Genomic DNA, 24314 nt, shown 5'->3' on the forward strand with positions numbered 1-24314 from the left:
GCAATTGCCTCTGCCTGAAATTGCCCTGCGTAGTCTTGAAGATCTCTCCTAAGCCATGGGTTGTACAAGGGAAAATCAGCCCAAAGTTCCAAATAGCAAAGGGAAAGTCCGGCTGCGAAGCACCTCTGGAGTTGACTGGTTTATCTGCCAGAAGTTAAGTACTTTAGTTTTACCTGTACTAAGCAGGGGTCATCCAACCAACGCAAACGCCATGTTGCAAACCGCCGCCACCACTACCTCTCCCCCCCTGTTAGAGCAAAAAACCAGGGTATCTTCTATTGACGTAGTGCGCGGCCTGGCCATTGTAATCATGGCGCTGGATCATGTGCGCGATCTGTTGCACACCACCGCTTTGGTGCAGGACCCGCTGGATCTGAACACCACTACCCCTGCCCTTTTTCTCACGCGCTGGGTCACCCATTTCTGCGCGCCCACGTTCGTGTTTCTGGCGGGCACCTCGGCGTACCTGTCGCTGCAGAAAGATGGGAACTATGCGCGGGCGCAGCGGTTCCTGCTTTCCCGCGGGTTCTGGCTCATGGTGCTGGAGGTGACGGTCGTCGGCTTCGGGATCTGGTTTGACATCTTCTTCCGGACCATCATGTTCCAGGTGATTTTTGCCATTGGGTTCGGGTTTGTAGTCCTGGGCTTGCTCCTGCGCCTGCCTTCAAGGGTTCTTGGGGGCATTGGACTGGCCATCATTCTGTTGCATAACCTCTTGCCCCCCGTGGGACCGGCTCAGTCTATGTTGGGTAAGTTTGCGTACTCCATTCTTTTCAGGCCGGGCTTTTTCCAGTCGAGCGAGCATCTTTCGCTGTTGGTGGCTTACCCGGTGATTCCGTGGCTGGGCATGCTGTTGCTAGGTTTTGGGTTTGGCGAGGTGTTCAAGAGGGCCGAGGGGCCCCGCCGCAAAATGCTTTTCCTGGCTGGTGCGGTAGCGCTGGCCTTGTTTGCAGTGCTCCGTTTTACCCAGGCCTACGGGGAACCTAACCCCTGGACGGCGCAGGAGACTCCGCTCCTCACTTTCCTGTCCTTTATCAATGTCACCAAATACCCGCCTTCGCTCCTGTACACTGCTCTGTTTCTGGGACTCATGTTTTTGCTGCTCGGTTTCCTGAACCGGGTTCAAAACGGCTTTACCCGGTTCTTCTCCATCTACGGGCGGGTGCCCATGTTTTTCTACCTTATCCACTGGTACACCATCCACACGTCCATGCTGGTGATGGTCCTTCTGCAGGGTGTTTCCTGGAACGATCTGCCCTTCGGCTCCCTGGAGTTTGGCCGACCCAAAACCGGCGTAGGCCTGGAAATTCCTTTCATTTACCTTTTCTGGATTTGCCTGGTGCTGGCACTGTATCCGCTTTGCAGATGGTATGGCCGCTACAAAGCCGCCCACCCGGAGAACCGTTGGCTGAGTTATCTGTAAGCAGCGTTGGTAACCAAAAGCTCACTGAAAAGCTGTTTACAGCCTACTTTTTCAAGAGCGGACTAAAAACCAAAGACCCATACTTCAAGTTTGAGCGCAGCGGTAACTTGGAGTAGAAATGACCGCCAGTTTGCAACTGGCAAAACATAGGATCTGATTACGTACCATGCCAGTTACAAACTGGCGACAATGCAAGGCACAAGTTACCGCTGCGCTCAAACTTGCGGCAGTGAGAGGTCAATATAAGGCAATAAGAACAGAAACCGTTTAGAGGCTGTTTTGGCAAAACCAGCCTCTAAACGGTTTTCCTTTGGAGAAAGCCCATCTAACGTATTATAAACTACAAACGCAATTCAGCTAATAGGCAAAAGAAAAACGCCGATGTTAGAAGGTTCTAACATCGGCGTTTTGGTTTGTGATTAAGATTCCTGATCAGGCTTGGTGATGAATGACAAGGACTTTACGGGTGTTTCTCAACGGCTAACTTATCTTTTCACCAGAAGTCTGTGAACCAGGGATTGAATTACATGGTTGGCGGGCAGTTGAACATGATGTTGTCAATAGCGCCTGATCCGCTGAAGGTACCGTTTGGCGAAATACCTTTTGGTCCCAGGATCACTTCCATTTTCACCACGCCTGAAGTACCACCAAGGTCAACAGTTTGCTTACCGTTGTTACCGCTGATAGGCAGTATCACTTCTTTCAGCACTTTGGAAGCACCATCGTACAGCACCACTTTGGTACCGGCCTCATAGTCATCCACGTCCAGCACGGTAATAGAGCTTAGGCTCACTGATCCGAATTTAGAGAAGTCAAACACAAACTTACCACCCAGGTTGTTGTCATAGGCTTTGTTTGGATCTGTGGTTCTGTTCACGATGAGTGTGTGACCCAATGGCACGTTGTTCACGAAAGGACCGGCGGCACCACCATCACCTACGCCACCACCACCGAAGTTCTGGTGAGGGGTAAGGATATCTGTCACCTGGTTGCCGATGGAAGTTGGCTGCGCAGAGTTGAAGATGTTTGCGGCGTTTACCTTGCTGTACACGTTGGTAGCGGTTCTTCTGAAGGCGCTCACCATGATTGGCGTAGTAGACTGGTCGCTGGTTACGGCGTTCACGAAGCCATCTGCTCCTCTGGTGAATCTGGTGAAGGCTACGGTTTCGCAGGCTGGTTTAGGGGTGCAGTTGAACGTGATGTCATCAATGGCACCTGAGCCCACCAATTGGCCGCTGTTGCCAAGGGTAATCACCATTTTCACCACACCTGGGGTTCCGCCCAGGTTCACAATCTGTTTACCGTTGTTCCCGCTCACGGCAAGTTTCACGGTTTTCAGCACATTGCCTTTGATGTCACGCAGTTCCACTTTGCCACCGTTTTCATATGAATCCACGTCCAGTACGGTGATGGAGTTCATGGTAACAGTGCCGTAGGCCGAGAAGTCAAGGAATAGCTTACCTCCGTTGTTGCTGTCATAGGCCGGGGTTGGGCTGTCGGTGCGGTTAATAATCATGACGTTGCCCAGGGCGGTGTTGTTGGCGTAGGTTTTACCTTTCTTGCCGCCATCTCCTACTCCCCAGCCGCCAAAGTCTTTGTGCGGCGTAAGGATGTCGTCCACGTCATTGCCCAGAGGTCCGGTTTGGCCAGAGTTGAAGATGTTGGCCGAGTTGGTGGCCGCAAACGTGTAGGGAGCGGTCCTGCGGTTGGCCGTCACCATAATGGGTGTGTTAGCCTGGTCACTCATCACGGCCGTCACAAAGCCGTCTTTTCCTCTGATTACCTTATCAAAGGAGATGGTCTCACAGGATTCTGTCATTGGGTTTTGGTTTGCGTTGCTTAACGCATCTGGCTGGATCATCTCCTCCGACTCGGGGTTACAACCGTAGATCAAAGTAGCTGCAGCCAGTAACATGCTGCCTCTCAGTAGGTTTACTTTCATAATAATTATTAGGGTTTAAATGAAAAAATTGGTTTATAGAATTTTAGATTGTTACACAGTAATATTTAATCTTTGATACCTGCTATTTATGAAAAATGTTACAAAGTTTCTAATTATGTTATTATTAATTTTCAATTTTTTATGTCCATTCTTTAGGTTAAGCCATATTTTGGCCTCTAAAGTGCTGAGAATTAGGTTTTATTGATCTTTTCTAATGACATATTGCACTAAACAATGTACTTACAGATATTACTGAACAAACCTCCGGTTTTATACTATCGACTGAGGCTTCGCTAAAGTTAACCTGCCAACTTCTGAGCGTTTAGAAGTCGCTTTTGGGGAAACCCTTGAAAAGGACATCTCCCTCATTCCTTCAAAACAACTGTCCTTTTCATGTACTCAAAGTTTGGGCAATAAAAAACGCCGTTGCAGGGCTTTCTGCAACGGCGTTTTTTATTTGATTAGACTAGCATTCTACGTTAATCATCGCAGTGGCCCGGACCAATTTTGCCTTCATTGTAAGCACCCAGGATACCAGCCCATTGGATAAGCTGAGACCTGGTAGCGGTATTGTATGGAGACGAAATGGTGTTCCGGTAACTGCCGCCAGACTTAGCGGAGAAGTAGGCTGTGGCAGCGGCAAATGCGGCATCCACCTGAGGAGTAGAAGAGGCCTGCATCCTATTCAGTTTGGCAGCCATGTATTGGTGTGCCAGGATGATGTAGGCATTGCCTCCTTTTGGTGGCGTGTTGAACAATTGCAGGTAGGTCATGCCGCTTCCGTAGAAGGTAGAGTTAGCCAGGTTACCCCAGGTAGCATCACGTTTCTTGCCGGTAGCGTGGTTTTTCCAGTAGCCTTGGGTGTAGGTACAGCCGTATTCTACTGGTGGCGGAGGAGGACAGTTGAAGACAATGTTGTCTACCGCACCAGAGCCGCTCAGCTGACCATTTGGCGAGATTCCACCAGGGCCCAGGAACACTTCCATTCTTACCACACCTGTGGTACCACCCAGGTTCACAATCTGTTTACCATTGTCACCGCTCACTTGCAGCATTACGGTTTTGAGCACGGTATTACCGGCACCGTACAGCACCACTTTACCGCCGGCTTCATAAGAGTCAACATCCAGCACAGTGATGGAAGTTAGGCTTACAGAGCCATAGGCAGAGAAGTCAAACACCATTTTACCGCCAGTGTTGCTGTCATAGGCCATGGTTGGGTCATTTGTGCGGTTAATGATGAACACGTTACCCAGTGCCATGTTATTGGCGTACGGGCCAGCGGCACCACCCTCTCCAACACCGCCACCGCCAAAGTTTTGGTGAGGCGTCAGGATATCATCTATCTGGTTGATGTCAGGAATTGGGGTTGGCTGACCAGAGTTGAAGACGTTAGGCACATCAGTTATGCTGTAAGTGTTTGGAGCGGTTCTTCTGAAGGCACTTACGTAGATTGGAGTCCAGGACTGGTTACTGGTCACGTAAGACAAGAATCCGTCTGAACCTCTCACATATCTGGTAAAGTCAACAACTTCGCACTCAGTTGGTGGCAGGCAGTTGAAGACAATGTTGTCAATAGCACCGGAGCCGGTTAAGGTACCGCTTGGGCCTAAGTACACTTCCATTTTAACCACGCCGCTGGTATTACCTAGCTCTACTCTTTGCTTGCCGTTGTCGCCGCTTACCTGCAGCATTACGGTTTTAAGCACAGTTCCGCCAATACCATACAAAACCACTTTACCACCTGCTTCATAGTCGTCCACGTCCATAACGGTAATGGAGTTCATGGTTACGGTGCCGTAAGAAGAGAAATCAAACACAAACTTACCGCCTTGGTTATTATCGTAAGCCTGTGCGGGGTCATTGGTGCGGTTGATGATTAATAAGTTACCAAGGGATGTATTGTTGGCGAATGGCCCGGAGGCACCACCGGCTCCCACACCACCACCGCCAAAGTTTTGGTGCGGAGTAAGGATGTCATCAATCTGATTCACATCCGGAACGGGAGTAGGCTGGCTGGAGTTGAAGATATTCGCCACGTTTGTGGAAGAATACGTATTGGGTGCCGTTTTTCTATAGGCACTCACGTAGATGGGAGCAGATGCTTTGTCACTCATCACTGCATTCACGAAGCCGTTCTGTCCTCTGGTAAATTTGTCAAAGGTTACAGTTTCACAGCTCTCAGTAGTCGTCGTGTTTTTACTGGATTTACCCAGTACATCTGGTTGCGCCAGTTCTTCCTCCTCTGGACTACAACCATAGAATACAGTAGCCACAGCAAGTAACATGCTGAATTTGAATAGATTTTTTTTCATAATAGCTTACTGTTTTAGTTGAATAATAAATTATAAAATCTGTAATACAATTTACATTTTCGCATGCTCATTTGTCAAATTTTCAACTATAAATAAATTTTATTATCTAATTTTCAGTATTTACCACATTTAATGTCCATATAACACTTGTGAAATTAACCTCCATTAAGGGCTATTTGCGCCAATTTTACATGTAACTACTTATAATTTTGCACTTTACGCCATCCTTAAGCAACACTAATCAAATTATGAATTTCATAATTGTACCAACATAGAACTGAAGGGCATCCTCTACGGGTAAGCTTCAATTATCCTCAGGGATTACCAGGACTAGGGAAGATGCCCAAGGATTATGCAATTTTTTTTTATTGGAAGTATGCTCATGAGGAATGGGAGGGTTAGGTGTCTTAACACCGGTTTTCGCAAAACAACCTAGAAACAGGCAAAAACTTAAAGCCAGTGGAAGACCTGCAACACTTGCTTAATACCAGATTTCCCCAAGGAGATTAATCCCTGAGAGAAGATTTCTGCGCGGCCTGCCGTGTTTGATTTGGCGAGATGGCCAAGGAGTTTTTCTTCATTTTTATTCCCGTTTGGCAGGACAACTGTGGCACGTACCTAACCGCTTATTTTCCCGTAACTTTGGGGGCTGGCCTGAAAGTAATGAGGCCGTCACTTTTCACACCTAATTCAATTGCTTTGCCTTTCAACCCATTCAATATAGACTTACCCATTAGGGAGATCATCCCGTCGGTGCGGGAACACCTCACCGCCGAGAACACGCTTATTGTGAACGCGCCTCCAGGGGCAGGAAAATCTACCTTGCTGCCGCTGGCTATCTTAGACGAGGCCTGGCTGAAGGGGCAGAAAATCATCATGCTGGAGCCTCGTCGGCTCGCGGCCCGCACCATTGCCGAGCGGCTGGCCCAACTGTTGGGCGAAGAAGTAGGCCAGACCGTTGGCTACCGCATCAGGTTTGAGAACCGCATCTCAGAGAAAACCCGCCTGGAAGTAGTCACTGAGGGAATCCTTACCCGCATGCTGCACTCAGACAACGCCCTGAAGGGTGTGGGCTTGGTCATTTTTGATGAGTTCCATGAGCGCAGCATCCACGCCGATGTAGCTATGGCGCTTTCCCGCGAGGCCCAGGCCACCCAGCGCCCCGACCTCCGCATCATGGTCATGAGCGCTACCCTCAACATGCCCGAACTCACCCGCCTGCTCAAAGCGCCGGTGGCACAGAGCCAGGGCCGGCAATACCCCATTGACATCCACTACGCCGGCGAGACCGATCCGCACCTGCTGCACGAGATGACCGTCCGCACCATCAAACAGGCCCTGCGGGAAAAGGAAGGCGATGTGCTGGTGTTCCTCCCCGGCGAGAACGACATCAGAAAGGTAGAATCTTTCCTGCGGAGAGATTTGCGCAACATTGCCATCCACCCGCTGTTTGGGATGCTGCCACCCGGCAAACAATACGCCGCCATTATGCCAGACCGGAACGGCAAACGCAAAGTGGTACTGGCTACCTCTATTGCCGAAACCAGTTTGACCATTGAAGGCGTGAGCGTAGTGGTGGATACCGGCTTTGCCAAAACCCAGCGCTTTGACCCCGGCACCGGCCTGAGCCGCCTGGAGACCGTGCGCATCTCCAAAGACGCCGCCGACCAGCGGGCCGGACGGGCCGGGCGATTGGGTCCGGGTACCTGCTACCGGCTCTGGACCGAGAACCTGCACGCCCGCCTCACGCCGCATCGTACCCCCGAGATCCTGGACGCTGATTTATCCCCGCTGGTGTTGGACATGGCCGCCTGGGGTATTATAGACATCCGGCAACTTACCTGGCTCACCCCTCCGCCCAAAGCCGCCTTGCTGCAGGCCCAGGAAACCCTGCACCAACTCAATGCCCTGGAGAACGGCCGCATCACCGAGCATGGCCGCAAGATGCACGCCCTGCCCACGCACCCGCGCCTGGCCCACATGTTGCTGGCTGCCCAGGAAAGCGATCAACTGCCTTTGGCTACCGATATTGCCGCCCTGCTGGAAGAACGCGACCCGCTACCCCGCGAAGCCGGCATTGACCTGAACCTCCGCATTGAGGCCCTCCGGCGCTTCCGGAAAGAGCAAATGCACAACAAACGTTTCTCAAAAATTGAGAAGATAGCCACCCAGTACCGCCGCATGTTCAGCATAGATCCGGAGAACTCGGCCGTGGACCCGTATGAGACAGGTGTGCTATTGGCTAACTGCTACCCAGAACGCATTGCCTACGCCCGACCTGGCAACAATGCCCAGTTCCAGCTGGCCAACGGCAAATACGCCAGTGCCGGCCACCGCGATGACCTGGCACATGATCCGTGGCTGGCCATTGCCCACCTGCACGCCGGTGGCGAAGGGATGGGTCGCATTTTCCTGGCCTCGCCGCTCAACCCCAAAGACTTGGCGCCCCTGGTGAAGCAGAAAGACGTAGTCAACTGGGACCCTGAAGAGGGCGAACTTACCGCCTCCCGCGACCTGCGCATCGGCTCCATCGTGCTTCAAAGCAAGCCTTTGCCCCCACCGGATGACCGCTTCCTGATCCAGGCCATCTGCGAGACCATTAAACGTGAGGGCGAGGCGCTCCTGAACTTCTCCCCGGAAGTGGTGCAGTTTCAGAACCGGGTACTCAGCCTGCGAAAATGGCACCCCACCGAAGGCTTCCCCGACCTGAGCACCCCCACCCTGCTGCTCACCAGCGCCGACTGGCTTGCCTATTACCTGGAGGATGTGGAGATTGGCGAGGACCTGTTCGAGATTGACCTGCTCCCCATCCTGAAGGGCATGCTGGACCGGGAAAAAACTGCTCTCCTGGATGAGCTGGCCCCGGCTACCCTGGTCTTACCAGATAGCCACGAAATGGAGCTTGCCTACCCTGGCAATGGCCAGCCACCTCTGCTGGAGATCCGGCTGCAGGATGTGCTGGACTGGGAAAACAACCCCACTGTGGACGGCGGAGACGTGAGCGTGGTCCTTCACCTGCTCACCCCAGATTTGAAGCCTCTACGGGTTGTACATAGCCTGCATAGTTTCTGGCAGGAAGAATACCGGTCTTTGAAGCCGATGCTGGTGAAGAAGTTTTCAAAGATAGCCTGGAAGTAAGGTTATTAGCGGGTGCTGCAAAGCTTTGGTAGGGTTATGATTTGCCTATCTTAAGGTGTCTTGTAGGCGAACAGTGATGGAAATTCAGTTTTGTTTATGTCTGACTAGGTGTTTAATAGCTGATTTTGTAAAAACAGGCTCTAAATGAAATTAGCCGGTTATTATATAAAGTTTAAAGTTCATGTATGCTTAGTCCGCTTTCGCTGGCGTGGCGCGGCAGTTTGCGTGGGTGCATAAGCTGTGTTGTTGCATGGCTGAGCTCCGTGCGCTCACGGCCGCGAGGCCCCGCCTTCCGGCCTCGCGCTGCGCCAGCTTCCTTTGCTCCCTGCGGTCGCAATGCCTGTCGGCACCGGAACCTGACAAGGCGCTCCACCGAAAGGCTGGAATTGGTGCTTTTGGTTAAAGCCTTTGCAGCTCGCAACATCGAACCACCCCAAAATATGGCAGGTTTTTATTCCCCTCCTCGGAGGGGTAGGGGTAGGTTCATTCACCATGGTTCAAGTCTGCGACTTGGACCTATAATGGCCGGCAGGTTGCAACTGCCGTGGGGCGAAAGCTTTCAGAGCACAGGTATAACATACAAGTCATTTGAAGCTTGTTTTATGTAAAACGGCTTTAAAGCTAATTGTTACTTGTGCTTTCGAGCTGCGCCAGCCTCAGCCTATCTTCTAAAAGTAACAGCGGCTATTAGGGTATTCTTTCCTCTCGTATAATAGGTATTCCTTATATTTACCCCTGCAACTAATAATTCAATTTATGTATACAGGACTTCAGCACGCGCACTCTGGTTTAGCTTATCTGGTGCTTTTAGGCGTGGCGATCTCATTCATCGCAGCTTTGGCCGGACTTTTAGGCGGAAAAACTTTCACTGACAAAAACCGGAAGCTGGGCTTATTGGGGCTTATTCCTACGCACCTGCAATGGGTGATCGGGCTTATTCTGTATTTTGTGTCTCCTCTGGGGTTAAATAACGCTTCCGGTGCTGCTATGAAAGACGCTACTACTCGTTTGTACGTTCTGGAGCATCCGCTCATGATGGTGCTGGCCGTTATCCTGATCACCATCGGGTACTCCAAAGCCAAACGTCAGGTAGGCACCAACACCGGTTTCAAGACCATGACCATTTTCTACGGATTAGGCCTCATCCTCATCCTGAGCCGTATTCCTTGGAATGCCTGGTTAGGTTAATCTATAAATATTAATGTAAAGGAAAGCCGCTCTAACTTTTGTTAGAGCGGCTTTCCTTTTTCATGGATGCATAAAAGACAGTAGCCAGAAGCTTTTGCCAACGGTTTAAATGGCAGGGCTGGTTTGAGGCTGCCGCCTCACGGCAGTTGCAAACTGCCGGCCATAGTAGGTCCAAGTCACAGACTTGAACCATGTCATAAATAGAAGAACTCACAGGTTTTCAAAACCTGTGAGGCTTGCTTGCTTGCGCATTCCCTTTTCCAGCCTTTCGGTGGAGCGCCTTGTCAGGTTCCGGTGCCGAAGGCATTGCGACTGAAAGGAGCAAAGGAAGCTGGCGCAGCGCGAGGCCGGAAGGCGGGGCCCCGCGGCCGTGAGCGCTCGGAGCCCAGCGATGTAACAACACAGTTTATGCACCCACGCAATCAGCGGCCCCACGCCAGCGAAAGCCGACTACGCAAACAGATCAAAAATGGAACATAAAAAAAGGTGTCAGACAATTATACCTGACACCTTCGCTAAAGCCAAAATATAAAATTCTAATCCTTCTGAACAGAAGCAAGCACCTGCGGTGCTCCCTCTACTTTACGCAGCACCCACTCCCCTACCTGGAGTCCTTGCTTACGCCCGTTGTCAATTGCGTCCATGAAGTGAATACCGCCATAAAATCGGGAAAGGCCTGCCTCAATGGCGGCGTCCTGGAAGGATTTAAACTTGCGGTCTGGCAGCCCGAAACGCTCTTCTACAGTATCGGTGTACTGGAACTGGTCTCCGAAGTAATGGCTCAGGATCACCGCGGAGGCCGCGGAGATGGTGGAGTGGCCACTGAGATACTCGGGAAAGGGCGGTGTTTGCAGCAGGGGCTTGTAAGTGGGGTCAATGTACTTGCGGATGGCAGTTTCCGGACGGATGCGGTTGCTGCGGAACTTCTCGTCCCAGCAAGAGATAAAGCCATCCATCAGCGCAATGGACACCAAGGTGTGCACCTTCATGGATTTGGCAAAATCGGCTTTGGCCTGCTTACAGGCAATGCCCGTGATACCCAGCCAGTGCGCACCCGGAGATATTTTCTTCAGGCCCGCCTGCAAGTGCCCGTTGTCCTGCAGGGCAAAGGGGTTACAGTCCCAGAAAGAGGCAATCTCCAGCTGCTCCTGAGAAAGGTTTTTACTGGACTGGTAATTCTGTTGCAATAGCTCAAAGAACTTAGATTTTTTATCTGAGGAAAAAGCCACAGGCGGCGCCGGTTTGAACTGAGAACAGGTGTCCAGGGTGAAGGACCGTACAGTGTTGAAGTAGGGCTCTACCGGAGCGAAATACGCGGGCGGGGTTGGGTACCAGTTACCCTCTCCTTCCTTGGGCGTGTACCGCGGATAGTTGCTGATGCGGTTGTATTTATCGGCTTTGGCGTAGGCCAGGATCTGCTTGCTCACCTTTTTCGCATAGTTCAGTGACGAGGTGATAGTTTCTTCGGCGAGGCCTTCGCGGCGGCAGGAATCCAGGAACTGGACTTCCATGGAGTCCAGCAGCACACCGGAGGGCTGCATTTTCTTGGCGGTCTCCATCATGGCCAGAATAGCGCTCAGTTCCGGAGAATGCCCTTCAACGCTATCGGGTTTGGTGATTGCCGGATAGTTCCGCAGTACGCCGTGCATGCTTTTATAGGCGCTGTCGTTCTGGGAAACCACCTCGTAGCCGGCCAGGGTGGCGTAGGAGAAAAAACGCGAGGCCAGCGGCGGATTGGTGACGTCGTTCACCATGATGTCGGTCATTCTATGGATGACCTGGCTGATCTGCTCAGAGCTGAATTTCAGGTTCTGCTTCTGCTCGCGGCCCGGGGAAGAGCACCCCCCAAGCACGATCCAAACCAGGATAAACGGTAAAACTTTCTTCATTACTGTAGCTTGTATGCTTTGACGGGCATCTGGTTCAACCCGAATACCACCGTATTATTCACGTTTAGAATGCTGCGCACATCGCCTACCACCTTGAACCCCGATTTATGCTGCGGGACGTAAGCGAAGTTCCCTTTGCCATCGTTCTGCAGCAGCACGCCATAGTTCGCATCTGACTTCCCGAACCGCAGGCGGGCTTTGTTAACATTGCCGCCTAAAAGCAGATCCGGGGCACCGTCATGGTTATAGTCCAGGGTGGTCATGGCAAATACCGGCGAATACTGAGCCTGCAGCGGCAATTTCATCTCGGTGAACTTCCCGTTCGCACCTCCCTGAAAATAAGCCGTTTGCATATAATTGCAGGACAGATGACCGGCCCCACTAAGTTCCGTAGGGGTGAAGATTTCATGCAGCGAGGCGTTGGCATAAGAGTTATAGTCCTGGAAGCGGGTGCGCATCATGCTCACCTGGTCCAGGAGCTCGTCACGGGTTACATAGGGGTAGCTTTTGCCCTGCATGTAAAAACACAGGATGGGTTCTACCGCGCCGTTGTCATCAAAATCCTTGAAGTACAGTTCGGCGGGTTCCTTCTCCGAGGCCTTGCACTGGGTATTCAATCCCTGGTTCCCGATGAGCAGGTCAGGGCGGTTGTCCTTGTTGAAGTCACCTACCATGAGCTTGTTCCACCACCCCCTGTACTTCCGGGCGAAGAAGGTATCGGTAGTTTCGTTGAGTTTTCCGTTTTTCAGGCTGAAAACAGAAACAGGCATCCACTCTCCTACCACAACCAGTTCTGCTTTCTGGTCACCGTTAAGGTCGTGCCAGGCGGCATCGGTGACCATACCGATGTTCTGGAGTTTAGGGGCCACTTTTGAGGTTTCGTCACTAAACTGGCCTTTGCCGTTGTTGAGCAGCACGTAGCTTCTGGGCGCCTCGGGGTAGCGGCCCGGTATTACCCTACCGCCCACGAAAAGGTCCAAAGCCCCGTCTTCATTGATGTCAGAGGCCCGCACGCAGCTTTTGCTCGTGAGCATGGCCGGAAGCGCGTTGGCGGCTTTGGTGAAATTGCCTTTGCCATCGTTCAGGTACAAACGGTCTTGCAGGGCTGCATCATCGGGCATGAAGTTGTGGTACCCGCCGCTCACCACGTACAGGTCCAGCGCTTTGTCATTGTTCGCGTCAAAGAACAGGGCATCCACGTCTTCGCTGCTTTTATCGGCGGAGAAAGCCGGGTTGGCCTTGAGGGTGAACTTGCCGCCTTTAGATTGCAAATAGATCGCGCCCGCCTGACCAGCTGCACCCCCGGCGAAGATATCTTCCAAGCCATCGGCGTTTACGTCCCCTTTTACCAGACACGGCCCCGAAAAGGACATGGGGTTGATCATGAGCGGCTGACGCTTGAAGTCATTGATGGGGGTTTTCTGGTGGGCAAACGTAACCGGCGAGGCAGTCTCCGAGAAAAAGGTCTTGCCTGGTGCCGCCGGTTTATAGATGGAGGTGGCGTTTTTCTCTTCCAGAGTGAGCACCTGGTTGCCTTTCACGTTTCTGAGGACCTGCTGCTTGCCGCCCAGCCAAACCACGCGCAAAGAATCAATGGTACCGTTACCGCCCAACCCGAAATGCATTACCGGCGAGACGCTGGACTGGAAGCCGCGCGAGGTCATCTGCTCCTGCAGCTGCTGTTGTCCTTTTTGGTACAGGGTCACTTTGGCGCCTAAGCCCTGGGTGTTCTTGCCCAAGCCTACCAGTTTCAATTGCAGATACATATGTTTCAGCTGCTTTTGGGCCTGGTTCTGGTACACAAAGGCGGGCTGGTTTACGTTGTTGGCCACCAGGTCCAGGTCACCATCATTGTCCAGATCGGCGTAGGCGGCTCCGTTGCTGTTGGAGGCCAGTTTAAAACCCCAGCTTTTGCCCACATTGCTGAATTGTAGTCCCCCGGTATTCTTGAACATATAGTTGTTCACGTTAGAGGCCGGCATTTTAGAAAGCAGAGTCATCACGCTTTGCGGCGTCACCTTGCCCCGCAGGTACTGGAAATAGGCGCTCCGGAACTTAATGAAGTCCATGTTGGTGAAATCCTTCAAAAAGCCGTTGCTCACAAAAAGGTCTTTCCAGCCATCATTGTCATAATCGGCTAAGAGAGGTGCCCAGCTCCAGTCTGTGTTGGACACGCCGCTGAGTTGGCCCACTTCGCTGAAAGTGCCGTCTCCGTTGTTCACCTGCAGCATGTTGCGCATGTACTGGTAGTTGAAACCGGCGCGTACCTGCATGTCAAAGTACTCATAGTTATCCGGCCCGAATAATTGCTTCTGGCGTTTGTTGTCCTCGGGCAGCATGTCCAGGGTCATGATATCGGGCAGGCCATCGTTGTTGATGTCACCAATGTCATTGCCCATGGAATAGATGGAGGTATGCTGGATACTGGCTTTGGATTTATCTGTGAAGGTGCCGTTCTTGTTGTTGATGAGCAGGAAATCAGGGGCCGAGTAGTCGTTGGAAACGTAGATATCGGGCCAGCCGTCCAGGTTTATATCTGCGATACCGGCTCCCAGACCATAAGAGAACGCCGATTTGTCTAACCCAGCCTTGTCTGAGATGTCTTTGAAAGTGCCGTTGTTGTTCTGGTACAGCTTGGCCTGCATGGCGCGTTCAGGCTTTTTCTTGATTTCCTTGATAGTGACATCGTCCAGGTTGGTGAACTGCCGCGGATTGTGGTTCAGTAGGAACATGTCCAGGTCATGGTCCCGGTCGAAGTCAAAGAAAGAGGCATGGGTGCTGAAGGAAGAATCTGCCAGGCCCATTTTCTGGGCTTTGTCTACGAAGGTAGGAACCCCGTTTTTGCCGGGCCCCTGGTTGATGAACAGCTGGTTCGCGCGTCTTTCCCCGGGCAAGCTTCCCGAGTAACATTGGTAAATATCTGGGAGGCCGTCACCGTTAACATCGGCGATGGTGGTGCCCGTCTTCCAGCCATTCTGATTCCCTGCCACGCCCGCTGCCGTAGTGATATCCTCAAACCGCATCTGGCCTTTGTTGAGGTACAACCGGTTGGGTACCATATTTCCGGAGAAATAGATGTCCTGCAGGCCGTCTTGGTTTACATCGCTGATTGCCACGCCGCCGCCGTTGTAAAAGTACTGGTAGACAATAATGTTGGAATAAGGCGTTTCAGTGAGGCTATTGTTAAAACTGATGTTGGTTGCCTCAGGCGAGAGAAGTGTGAAAAGAGTGGGTTCAAAAGAGGCCGCAGGTCCGGTGGCGGTTTCCTTATCCTGTTTCTCTTTCTGGCAACCAAAGGCCCCTACTATTAAAAAGGCTATCCCTAAGAGGGAAGTACGTCTAAACGAATACATGCTGGAATCTTAAAAAAGCCTATAATAATACAGAAACTTATTGGGTTCTCCAAGAAGCGTTCTTGAACCAGATTTTCAAAGGAAAGGCAAAACTGTTATTAAGTCACCTGGAAGAAAAGGAATGCTATTAGCCTGTGCTTGTTTGGCATTGAATAAAATGAACCACCCAAAGAAGGCTGTGTTAAGACAGAGTCACAAGAAAGATGACGCTTGACTTCTGCGTCAGCAAACCCTTTTGCCCCCTGCTTCAGCAATCTTCAATAGAGTAGTAAAAGTTCTACTAATCAAAGCATTCTTTACCGTGCATTAAGAACTTTCATAATTCTGGCCTTGCCACTTTACAGGTCTGAAAATAAGCCTTTGCATATGAAACTTTACAAAGCCAAAACTCTAATAATACCCACCATTTTAGATACCACTATCTCAGGTAAATTATAAATTGATTTTACAAACCAACGGATTACTTGTTTGGCTTAGCCAGGATTAAGGTTACAGCAGGCGCTCCTTTGTTAAAATAAATCAGAAAGTGTAGCATCTTACCCTTATAAAACCCGTACCTACAACCACACAAATCACTATAACCATGGAAAATAACCAAGAAACTAAAGCACTAGCTGATCTCATCCAAAATCCGCAGGAAATCTCCAATATCATCAACAATCCGGCAGATAACGGAATGAAATTTTACCAGCAGCTCCGGAACAAAGACAAACAGTACGTTGCATTTGCAGCCGGACTAGGCCTGATTGCCTATGGCTTTTTCCTGAACCGTTCCAGCAAAAGCTCAAGCGCTGGCCAAGGCAGTTACGGAAAAAAAGGAAAGAATCGGAATGGCGGCCAAAACCAAGGTGGAACCCAGGCTAGCCTCGGTCAAGGATCCGCAACTGGTGCTGGCGCCGGTTACGGCGGAAGCGGCCAGGTAGGCGGAGACTACAACGGCGGCGATTATAACCAGAACAACGGATAAGCAACCAAATTACGTTTCATCCACTATTTGATGGGTGCGGACTCTACTTCCGCACCCTTTTTTTATTCTTTTTGGCTCCACATCCTATTCAAATACATAAAGGGCAAAGCAAAATTCAGTTTTAGTCCAGGAATGTAAATCTCTTATTTCAGAGTCATTTTTTATAAAACAGGCTAGATCCAAGAAAACAGGCTTATACCGAGCAAGAGAGATTTAGTAAATTCTTTATCCCTGGCAAACGACTCTGCCAATTGCTTAAGTGGACCTCATTTTTAAGTGCCGGAATTCAGGTACTTCACATTCTTACCTGCAAATCTCATTCATAAAGGATCTAGACTGGCGGTAGCCCAACCTACTCATCTCCGTTTTCCACCACATTTCACAAAGGCTTAATGATACCCTGCCTGAAATCAAATGATTGGTTACTTTTGTAATTAACTTCACTTCATAAAAGATGTAACTCGTTTTATGAAGTGAATACTCTATCCCAAATTTAATACATGAATCAGGCGGAAACTTATGCCTGCCAACACCCCCAAGATGTTATTTAGCTTACAAGACTTCACCAAAAAAGAAAAAGGGCTTTTTGCCTTGATCCTTCTCTTCTTCGTTACCCTTTACTTTGCCCACCTGAGCGGGGTCAATTCTGTAGTTACTGGCTTACTGGTAGTTTATAGTTTCACCTTGAGTAGTCTAAAAGAAAAATGGGAAATCCTCAAGCAAAGGCCTTATATTCAGGGTATTATGCTATTTTTCCTGGCTCTGGTTATCAGCACCTTGCTCTCAGATGATATTGCCCGAGGGCTCCATCATTTGAAAATCAGGCTTCCCTTGCTACTGTTTCCTGCAAGTTTAGGGTTGTTACAGCTTAGAAAGGAATTCAAAGACAAAGTGCTGCTATCTTTCGCCGTGATCACTACTTTGGTGGCTTTGGTTTGTTTGGGAACCAGCATCCATACATCAGGATATTTTAAACGCCCAGAATTCTTGTACAATGATGCTTTAACAGGAGCCACAAGACAACAATCCATTTACATAGCTTTAGCTGTTAATCTCGCCATCTTCATTTATTCCCAGACTGTTTTCTTTAGTAGAAGTAAGAAAAAGCTGGGTATGTTGTTGGCCATAATATTCCTTTTTGGATTCAGCTACCTATTGGCTAGCAGGATTATGTTTGCTCTCCTTTTACTTACTACAGTTTTATTCAGTTTCTACTATATTCTGCAGAGGAGGAAAATCTTAGAAGGGTTTACTTTGGTTTTAGGCCTGTTAATAGGAACAGTAGTAATATATAAACTAATGCCTTCTACTTTTAATCGATACAAAGAACTTACTTACCAGAGCTTTGACTTTGAAAGCCGTGGAAAAGAGAGTCATTATAATATGGAGATTACCCCAGATCAGTGGAATGGTGCCAATTTTAGATTAGCTGCCTGGACCTGTGGATTAGAGGTTTTCCAAACAAGCCCAATCAAGGGAGTGGATTTAGGGGACAAAGATGCTGAGTTACTGGAAAAGTACAAAGAAAAGAAGTTTTACATGGCCATTGAAACAGATAAAAATGTACACAGTAATTACTTGGATATCCTTTACAGTATAGGATTAGTGGGCTTCCTCCTCTTCGTTTTAGCTTGGCTGATTCTACCTCTATTTTCAGCTTTCCAAAACCAGAATAGCCTCACATTTCTAATCATACTCACTTTTGCAGTTGCCTGGATAACCGAAGTTTACTTTGGCAAAAATTTCGGAACAATGTTGGTAGGATTCTTTATTCCATTTGTGTTAACATCAAATCAAAACAGGCCCTGAATGGTATTTCAGGGCCTGTTTTCACAAGTCACAAAACTTATTTAATAGTTGTCAAGCATGTAATGATCAATGGCTTGTTCTGTATCTCCAATAAAAACAAGTTCTCCCTTTTTTAGAAAAGCAGCACGGTTGCAGTATTTTCTAATAACTTCCATGCTATGACTCACCAAAATTACGGTCTTTCCCTCAATCCATGAACTCTCAAATACCTTAACTGCTTTCTCCTGGAATTTTACGTCTCCCACTGCAAATATTTCATCAAGAAACATTATTTCAGCTCCAGCCTTTACAGCGATTGAAAAAGCTAGCCGAGCCACCATTCCAGAAGAGAAAAATTTTATTTTAGTATCTACAAATTCCCTTAGTTCTGCAAATTCAATTATTTCATCAAAAATAACATCTACCTCTTTTATCTTAAGTCCTAATACAGAACCAGAAACATAGACGTTTTCTCTAGCAGTTAACTCATGACTCATACCCACTCCAAGGTTCATTAGCATGGTAGAGCCGTTTATGTTGACATATCCGCTATCAGTAGGATATACCCCTGCTAAAATCTTTACCAATGTTGATTTGCCACATCCATTTCTACCTAACAAACCAATACATTCACCTTTCATAATCTCCAAAGACATATTCTTTACAGCAGGTACATACCTACTTTTTGGAGGGTTAAACAAATTAAAAAGCCGATGTTTAACTGTATTGTGACTATCTTCAGAAATATGAAAGGTTTTACTTATATTTCTTGCCTTTATTGCAATTTTATCTTCCATAACTATTTATAGTTTCTCCGCAGCCTTTGCGCCAATCTTATTTAATAAAATAAACCCTACTAACAATAAAAATAAAGCATAACCATAATCAAATAGCATAAGCTCAAAATCTGGAAGTACTTTACCCATCATTACTTGTCGTGCATTGATAATAATACCAGCAATAGGATTTACATATTCAAAAGAAGGAAGAGCCTGTTTGAACAAAGTCAACTTGTAAAAAATAGGAGAAAGGAAAAACAAACCGGCAGTAAAAACTTGCCAGATCTGAGTTATGTCCTTTGCAACTACAAAAATGCATGACAAAATTAAGGACAAAGCCAAAGAAAGGATAAAAAGATTTAAGAAAATTGGTAGAATCCATAAATTCAAAACATCTAACCCCATTACGTCTGTCTCAACAAAATTGAAAAAAACTATAAACATTGCAAGATTGAAGAAAAACCCAATGCTATTACTCATTAAGGCAGATAAGTAAATCTCCAATTTATTCATATTACTATATTCATAAAGGTATTTCTTAGTTTGTAAAATTTGGGTAGTACCTGCAGTACTCTCCAAGAAGAAATTCCAAAGAATTAGACCGATAAATAAATATGAAGCAAAGGCTTCCAAATCTGATTTTAAAATTGTTTTGAATACTACATAGTAAATAGCAACATCCATTAACGGCTTGAGCAAGGCCCATAATAGCCCTAATTTATTTTCATAATACCTAAGCTTGAACTCTATTTTGGCTAAAAGCCATAATCTTTCCATCCTGTTGGTTCCAGAAAGAAAACCCTTAACAGTTTGTCCTAACATAAAATCTCAATTAATTTTCTTGTAAAAAAAATAAGCAATTTTGCGCATTTTGGGACTTCGCTTTAATTTGTCTCCAAATTTCTTTTTTAAACGAATTTGTAAAGAGTGCGCACTATTTCCTCCAAAAGTAGGATTATCAAAATCAAGGCCACTACCATTATTTGTACTTAGTTGGGCAATTTCAAGCCCATACTGTCTATAAAGCTTGGAATGTTTTTCAGCGATATGCTTGTGAAGGAACAATTTTTTCGTTCTGGTAAAACGCCTAGTCATAGAGTCTTTTCTGACTCTATACCGAAACAGAAGTTCTGGCAAGACAACTCCGCCAAAGCCCTTTTCAACCAAACTAATTACGCTATCCCAGTCTTCCATTCCATATACTAAAGCAGAATCATTCAACCCACCTTGCATAAAAGCTTCCTTTTTATAAACAAGAGCGCTGCTATTGATCATATTGTGCATTAACAAGTAAGGTGGCTCAGGATTAAATGAAGGCCAGCATCCTGTACTCCCCTCAAAATATTGAACCCAACAGCCTACGAAATGTACATTTTGATAGGATCTTAGCACAGATATTGCCTTGCTGTAATATGATTGATCTACGGCATCATCTGCATCTAAAAATGCCAAGTACTGTCCTTTAGCTTTAGAAGCCCCAAAGTTCCGGGTTGCAGAAAGTCCTTCGTTCTCTTTAGTGTAAACAGTAATAGCATACTTTTCCTGAAGGAGCCGAAGAGCTTCCTTGCTAGAATGGTCAGTACTACCATCATCAATTATTATTATCTCTTTATTGGGGTAATCTGATAGCCATATAGAATTAATACATTCTTCAATGTATAATCCCATGTTGTGAAATGGGATAACTACAGAAAGCAAGTCCTTAGAACCAAAACAAAAGGTTGTTGAATCTTCTATTTTAATTTCAGGTTCAACAAAAGGGAAAAATTCTGTTAGTTGTTTTGACGATAGAAATTGTTCCAACGCTTTCATCTTCTTAGGATATATCACCTCAGGATGGAACCTCTCAAGGATAGCCTTTTGAGACTTTTCTCCTATTTCTCTTATCTCTTGGGTAGAGAGCCCTAGAATATGTAACAGCTTTTTTTGAAACTCTTCCGGAATTCTATGATCAAACAAGAATCCTGTTTTTCCATCTTCAATAACTTCGCTCTGCCCACCTTGTTTTGAGGCTAAAACCACCTTTCCCCAACTCATAGCTTCAAGAACGGTATATGGAAGGTTGTCAAAGAGACTTGGCACCACTACTACATGTGCATTCTTTATATAGGCCTTTGCTTGTTCAGGCGCCATTTCACCATGCAACTTCAGAAAGCCCTTGTCGATGAATTGGGAGTATTTTTTTTTGACCAATTCTCCCATAGTTCTACCCTCAGGATGAAATATAAGATCAATTCCACCAACCAAATGAAGTTGGAATGTATAGTCTTGGTTCCAAAGCTTCTCAAAATAGGAAAGTAGCTCAAATGTTCCTTTCAATGGCGCTAATTTCCCAAAACAAATTATTTGACCATAAAGAAAATCTGTTGTTATCCCCACAGCATGATCTTCCACTTGCATGGGGTTTGCTAAGTAAACCTCTTTATTAGTTTTCCAAGACATGCTTTTCTTTGCAGTCTCAACTAAATACTTGCTGGGAGCGATAAGCAAATCCGCTGAGATGATGCAAGCTTTCTCCATTTGCCCTGTCCAATATTCAGGAAACTGATAGATAGGTACTTGGTTATACTCTAGACAAAGAAAACCAGGAGAATGACAAGTAATGATAATGTTTAAGTCTTTAAATAATGGATATTTTAGCAACTTGAACTGTTGCATGTAGTAAGCGATACCACCATACTCCTGAGACTCAATAAAATCAGGCACACCCTCCTCTTCCAAATACTTGCGTAAAATTTCGGCAAATTCATAACTTAAATGTGCATTGTAACCCAAGAATTGGTGACTTTTTGTTCTCCGAGGCAAAAACCTTACAACTCTTACTCCATTTACAACCTCCTCAATTAAATTATTTATACTAAAATCAGGGATGAACACTGTAACCTTATGCCCTTTTTCCTGAAACATATCAGCGGTGTATTTACTGTATGTACTTATGCCACCTCCGTAAAAGGGAGGATACTCTGTGGTTATAATCCAGTACTTCACAATCTAATCTTTGTAACCAGGGAAGAGAAGACCTCATTCTTCTACTATCCGCAACTTCAAATTTTTTACTATAAAACAGTAGCCTTCTTTGTTTAATTAAACTTTATTATGCTAAACGTTTTTTGATATTTTTTAGCATTCAAAACTATCTTTTCCTAGTCTTTCTTAAATAAAGATTTTAATGACCTATTACCCTGTAAAACTTTTACAACATGGCCTGCTCTTTTGTACCATAATGGTAAAACTTCGTATTCTTTGTGATACCAGGCCTTTAAATCTTCATAGCTATTAGCGTTATGTGCTAAATGGGCTGTAGGAAATGGATCTTCAGGTTTACTATTAACCTGCGTTTTCATTGTATGCTCATGATATTTTAAAGTTCTGTCATACCAACCAACAGCCTCTTCTAAATCTTTGATTCGTTTTTGATACTCAATTACATCAGTTGCAGGCTTTAAGGTAGGATTATCATACAAATACGAAGGTCCATTAGCTAATAACAAATTAAAAATTTCATATCCATACTTCTGATACAGAGCTTTATGCTTATTTGACATAATCCGATATAAGTATAGTCTATTGAATTTGTTAAACCCACGAGCCATAGAAGCAGAATGAATTCTATAGTAATAGAGCGGCTCCGGAAGAACAACTCCTCTGCAACCATTTTCAAGGAGGGTCATATTTGCATCATAGTCCTCCATTCCATACTCAAACTTGCTGTCATTTACACCGAAGTTTAAATAATCAATCTTTCTGCATAGAAACCCTGCATTTACCATATTTTGGAGAAGCAAAAATGGGGGTTCAGGATTTTGGGCGGGCCAAATACCTTCACTTGCATCAAAATATTTTACCCAACTGGAAACAAAGCTTAAGTTGGAGTATTTTTTTAAAATATTTATAGCTCGAACATAAAACTCTGGATGAATTTTATCATCAGCATCTAAAAATGCAATATATTCACCAGACGCTCCAGTAACCCCAGTATTCCTTGCTGCAGAAAGACCTGCATTTTTCTGTGATATAACTTTAAATTCGTATTTTTTCTCTAAAGCATTTAATATAGAAATGCTCTCAGCATCATCACTCCCATCATTTACTACAATAACTTCAAAATCCTCATAGGTAATTTGGTAAATACTTTCAATTGTCTCCTTAATATACTTACCTGTGTTATAATAAGGTACCACAATAGAAAGCTTTCCTTTCAATCCTTCAGACTTAACTTTATAACCTACTTTATCTATTACATTTACAAATGGAAAAAACTCCTTTTTGTTATTCGTAAAACTATTTAGAACCTTTATTTTTTGAGCATATACGTTTTCATAATTACACATTGAATTGATTCTTGACTTGGCATTTGCAGATATAATTAACGCCTCAGTAGAAGAAATTCCAGCAGCTACTTTAAATTTTTGTCTAAAACTCTCAAAACACGTGGCTTTGTACACAAACCCGGATTTACCATCCTCAATCATTTCACTTTGGCCACCTCCGTCAGAAATGAGTAAAACTTTCCCCTGCAACATACTTTCCACTACAGCATAAGGGAAATTATCTACTAAACTTGGCACAATTATCAAAGATGCCTTATTTAGACGCTTTTCTAATTGTTCTGGGTTTAATTTTCCCTCAAATGTAAAGTAACCATTCTCAAAGTGCTTTTTAAACTTTGTGATTAGGTACTCTTTCATGTTAATCTGCTTCGGCTCAAAATAGTGATCGTCGCCTATAAAGCTCACTCGCTTATCAAGTCCTTCATCCCATAAAGCACTTAAGTATTTTAGCAACTGCAAACAACCTTTTTGATATGTAAGTTTTCCAAAGAAAACTATGTCCTCTACTTCTGGAAAAGTATTTGAAACTGTTGGGGTTGGTATTTTGTAAGGGTTCCTTATAATATGATAGTTTTTGTGATTACCATTTAAGTATTGTTTTACATTTTCAACCAGATAGTGACTAGGAGAGATAAGAACATCAGCAGCTTGCATCACCCATTTCTCCATTTCTCCTGTCCAATAATCTGGAAGGGCAAAGACTGGTGCTTGATTGCAATCAAGGTAATAATAAGATGGTGCATGTGCTGTTAAAACAATAGGTATATCCACTAATTGTTTTTCACCCAATCTTTTCTTCAAAATCAAATAATACCCAATTCCGTGGTAATCCTGAGTCTCTATAAAATCAGGCGACAAAGAATTTTGCATTTCTGAAAGAACAATTTCAGAAAATTGCATACTTAAAGCGGAGGAATACCCTAGGTAACTGTAATAGTCTCTATTTCCCGGCTTAAATCTAATAATATCAATACCCAAATATTGATCTTCCTGCTTATCATCATTAATTGAATGGTCTGGTACAATAACTTTAACATTGTGGCCTTTTTCCACCAGCATCAGACCAGTATGAAGGTTATAAGTACTTATTCCACCTCCATGGAATGGAGGAAACTCTGTAGTAATGATCCAATAATTCATTTTTAATTAAAAATCAGGCTTTCAACAAACCTTTTTACAATTGTGCTTTTTGTTACCCTTC

13 protein-coding genes are annotated in these 24314 nt (G+C 46.1%); 5 read left to right on the forward strand and 8 right to left on the reverse strand.

Features of this window, described 5'->3' with window-relative positions; all coding sequences use genetic code 11:
• Positions 1-211 precede the first annotated feature (211 nt).
• Positions 212-1423: an acetyltransferase domain-containing protein gene (locus J3P34_RS21360; protein ID WP_210490663.1), complete on the forward strand. Its 1212-nt coding sequence runs from the start codon at positions 212-214 to the stop codon at positions 1421-1423.
• A gap of 523 nt (positions 1424-1946) precedes the next feature.
• Here the strand turns inward: J3P34_RS21360 and J3P34_RS21365 are convergent.
• Together J3P34_RS21365 and J3P34_RS21370 are read right to left on the reverse strand one after the other, a co-directional pair.
• Entirely contained in the window at positions 1947-3365 is a 1419-nt protein-coding gene (locus tag J3P34_RS21365; RefSeq protein WP_210490664.1) for a hypothetical protein, read from the reverse strand.
• 479 nt (positions 3366-3844) lie between these two features.
• Complete coding sequence (locus tag J3P34_RS21370) at positions 3845-5680, reverse strand: hypothetical protein (protein ID WP_210490665.1); 1836 nt, start codon at positions 5678-5680, stop codon at positions 3845-3847.
• Positions 5681-6343: 663 nt separating this feature from the next.
• Here J3P34_RS21370 and hrpB point away from each other — a divergent pair.
• Complete coding sequence (hrpB, locus tag J3P34_RS21375; protein ID WP_210490666.1) at positions 6344-8818, forward strand: ATP-dependent helicase HrpB; 2475 nt, start codon at positions 6344-6346, stop codon at positions 8816-8818.
• 756 nt (positions 8819-9574) lie between these two features.
• Positions 9575-10006: a hypothetical protein gene (locus tag J3P34_RS21380; protein WP_210490667.1), complete on the forward strand. Its 432-nt coding sequence runs from the start codon at positions 9575-9577 to the stop codon at positions 10004-10006.
• 536 nt (positions 10007-10542) lie between these two features.
• On the opposite strand, the gene J3P34_RS21385 is transcribed toward J3P34_RS21380, so the two are convergent.
• Positions 10543-11895: a vanadium-dependent haloperoxidase gene (locus tag J3P34_RS21385; RefSeq protein WP_210490668.1), complete on the reverse strand. Its 1353-nt coding sequence runs from the start codon at positions 11893-11895 to the stop codon at positions 10543-10545.
• Complete coding sequence (locus tag J3P34_RS21390; RefSeq protein ID WP_210490669.1) at positions 11895-15248, reverse strand: VCBS repeat-containing protein; 3354 nt, start codon at positions 15246-15248, stop codon at positions 11895-11897. Before J3P34_RS21390 ends, J3P34_RS21385 begins: the two co-directional genes overlap by 1 nt.
• 583 nt (positions 15249-15831) lie before the next feature.
• On the opposite strand from J3P34_RS21390, the gene J3P34_RS21395 reads away from it, so the two are divergent.
• A complete protein-coding gene (locus J3P34_RS21395) occupies positions 15832-16215 on the forward strand; it encodes a hypothetical protein (protein WP_210465434.1) in 384 nt (127 codons plus the stop codon).
• A 519-nt stretch (positions 16216-16734) separates the two neighbouring features.
• Positions 16735-18024: an O-antigen ligase family protein gene (locus tag J3P34_RS21400; RefSeq protein WP_210490670.1), complete on the forward strand. Its 1290-nt coding sequence runs from the start codon at positions 16735-16737 to the stop codon at positions 18022-18024.
• A 41-nt stretch (positions 18025-18065) separates the two neighbouring features.
• Here J3P34_RS21400 and J3P34_RS21405 read toward each other — a convergent pair whose 3' ends face one another.
• From J3P34_RS21405 to J3P34_RS21420, 4 genes are all read right to left on the reverse strand, one after another.
• A complete protein-coding gene (locus J3P34_RS21405; RefSeq protein ID WP_210490671.1) occupies positions 18066-18800 on the reverse strand; it encodes an ABC transporter ATP-binding protein in 735 nt (244 codons plus the stop codon).
• A gap of 6 nt (positions 18801-18806) precedes the next feature.
• The gene (locus J3P34_RS21410; RefSeq protein ID WP_210490672.1) at positions 18807-19604 is read right to left on the reverse strand and encodes an ABC transporter permease; all 798 of its coding nucleotides are present in this window, start codon (positions 19602-19604) and stop codon (positions 18807-18809) included.
• 6 nt (positions 19605-19610) lie between these two features.
• Positions 19611-21770 (reverse strand): glycosyltransferase, encoded by a 2160-nt coding sequence (locus J3P34_RS21415; RefSeq protein ID WP_345890391.1) that lies wholly within the window; start codon positions 21768-21770, stop codon positions 19611-19613.
• A 155-nt stretch (positions 21771-21925) separates the two neighbouring features.
• Positions 21926-24253 (reverse strand): glycosyltransferase, encoded by a 2328-nt coding sequence (locus J3P34_RS21420; RefSeq protein WP_210490674.1) that lies wholly within the window; start codon positions 24251-24253, stop codon positions 21926-21928.
• Positions 24254-24314 lie beyond the last annotated feature (61 nt).

Source organism: Rufibacter aurantiacus, from assembly GCF_017916345.1.
GTDB lineage: Bacteria > Bacteroidota > Bacteroidia > Cytophagales > Hymenobacteraceae > Nibribacter > Nibribacter roseolus.

Coding starts and splice junctions, on each gene's coding strand:
- J3P34_RS21360 (WP_210490663.1), top strand. CDS start 212: ATGTTGCAAACCGCCGCCACCACTACCTCTCCCCCCCTGTTAGAGCAA.
- J3P34_RS21365 (WP_210490664.1), bottom strand. CDS start 3,365: ATGAAAGTAAACCTACTGAGAGGCAGCATGTTACTGGCTGCAGCTACT.
- J3P34_RS21370 (WP_210490665.1), bottom strand. CDS start 5,680: ATGAAAAAAAATCTATTCAAATTCAGCATGTTACTTGCTGTGGCTACT.
- hrpB (WP_210490666.1), top strand. CDS start 6,344: ATGAGGCCGTCACTTTTCACACCTAATTCAATTGCTTTGCCTTTCAAC.
- J3P34_RS21380 (WP_210490667.1), top strand. CDS start 9,575: ATGTATACAGGACTTCAGCACGCGCACTCTGGTTTAGCTTATCTGGTG.
- J3P34_RS21385 (WP_210490668.1), bottom strand. CDS start 11,895: ATGAAGAAAGTTTTACCGTTTATCCTGGTTTGGATCGTGCTTGGGGGG.
- J3P34_RS21390 (WP_210490669.1), bottom strand. CDS start 15,248: ATGTATTCGTTTAGACGTACTTCCCTCTTAGGGATAGCCTTTTTAATA.
- J3P34_RS21395 (WP_210465434.1), top strand. CDS start 15,832: ATGGAAAATAACCAAGAAACTAAAGCACTAGCTGATCTCATCCAAAAT.
- J3P34_RS21400 (WP_210490670.1), top strand. CDS start 16,735: ATGCCTGCCAACACCCCCAAGATGTTATTTAGCTTACAAGACTTCACC.
- J3P34_RS21405 (WP_210490671.1), bottom strand. CDS start 18,800: ATGGAAGATAAAATTGCAATAAAGGCAAGAAATATAAGTAAAACCTTT.
- J3P34_RS21410 (WP_210490672.1), bottom strand. CDS start 19,604: ATGTTAGGACAAACTGTTAAGGGTTTTCTTTCTGGAACCAACAGGATG.
- J3P34_RS21420 (WP_210490674.1), bottom strand. CDS start 24,253: ATGAATTATTGGATCATTACTACAGAGTTTCCTCCATTCCATGGAGGT.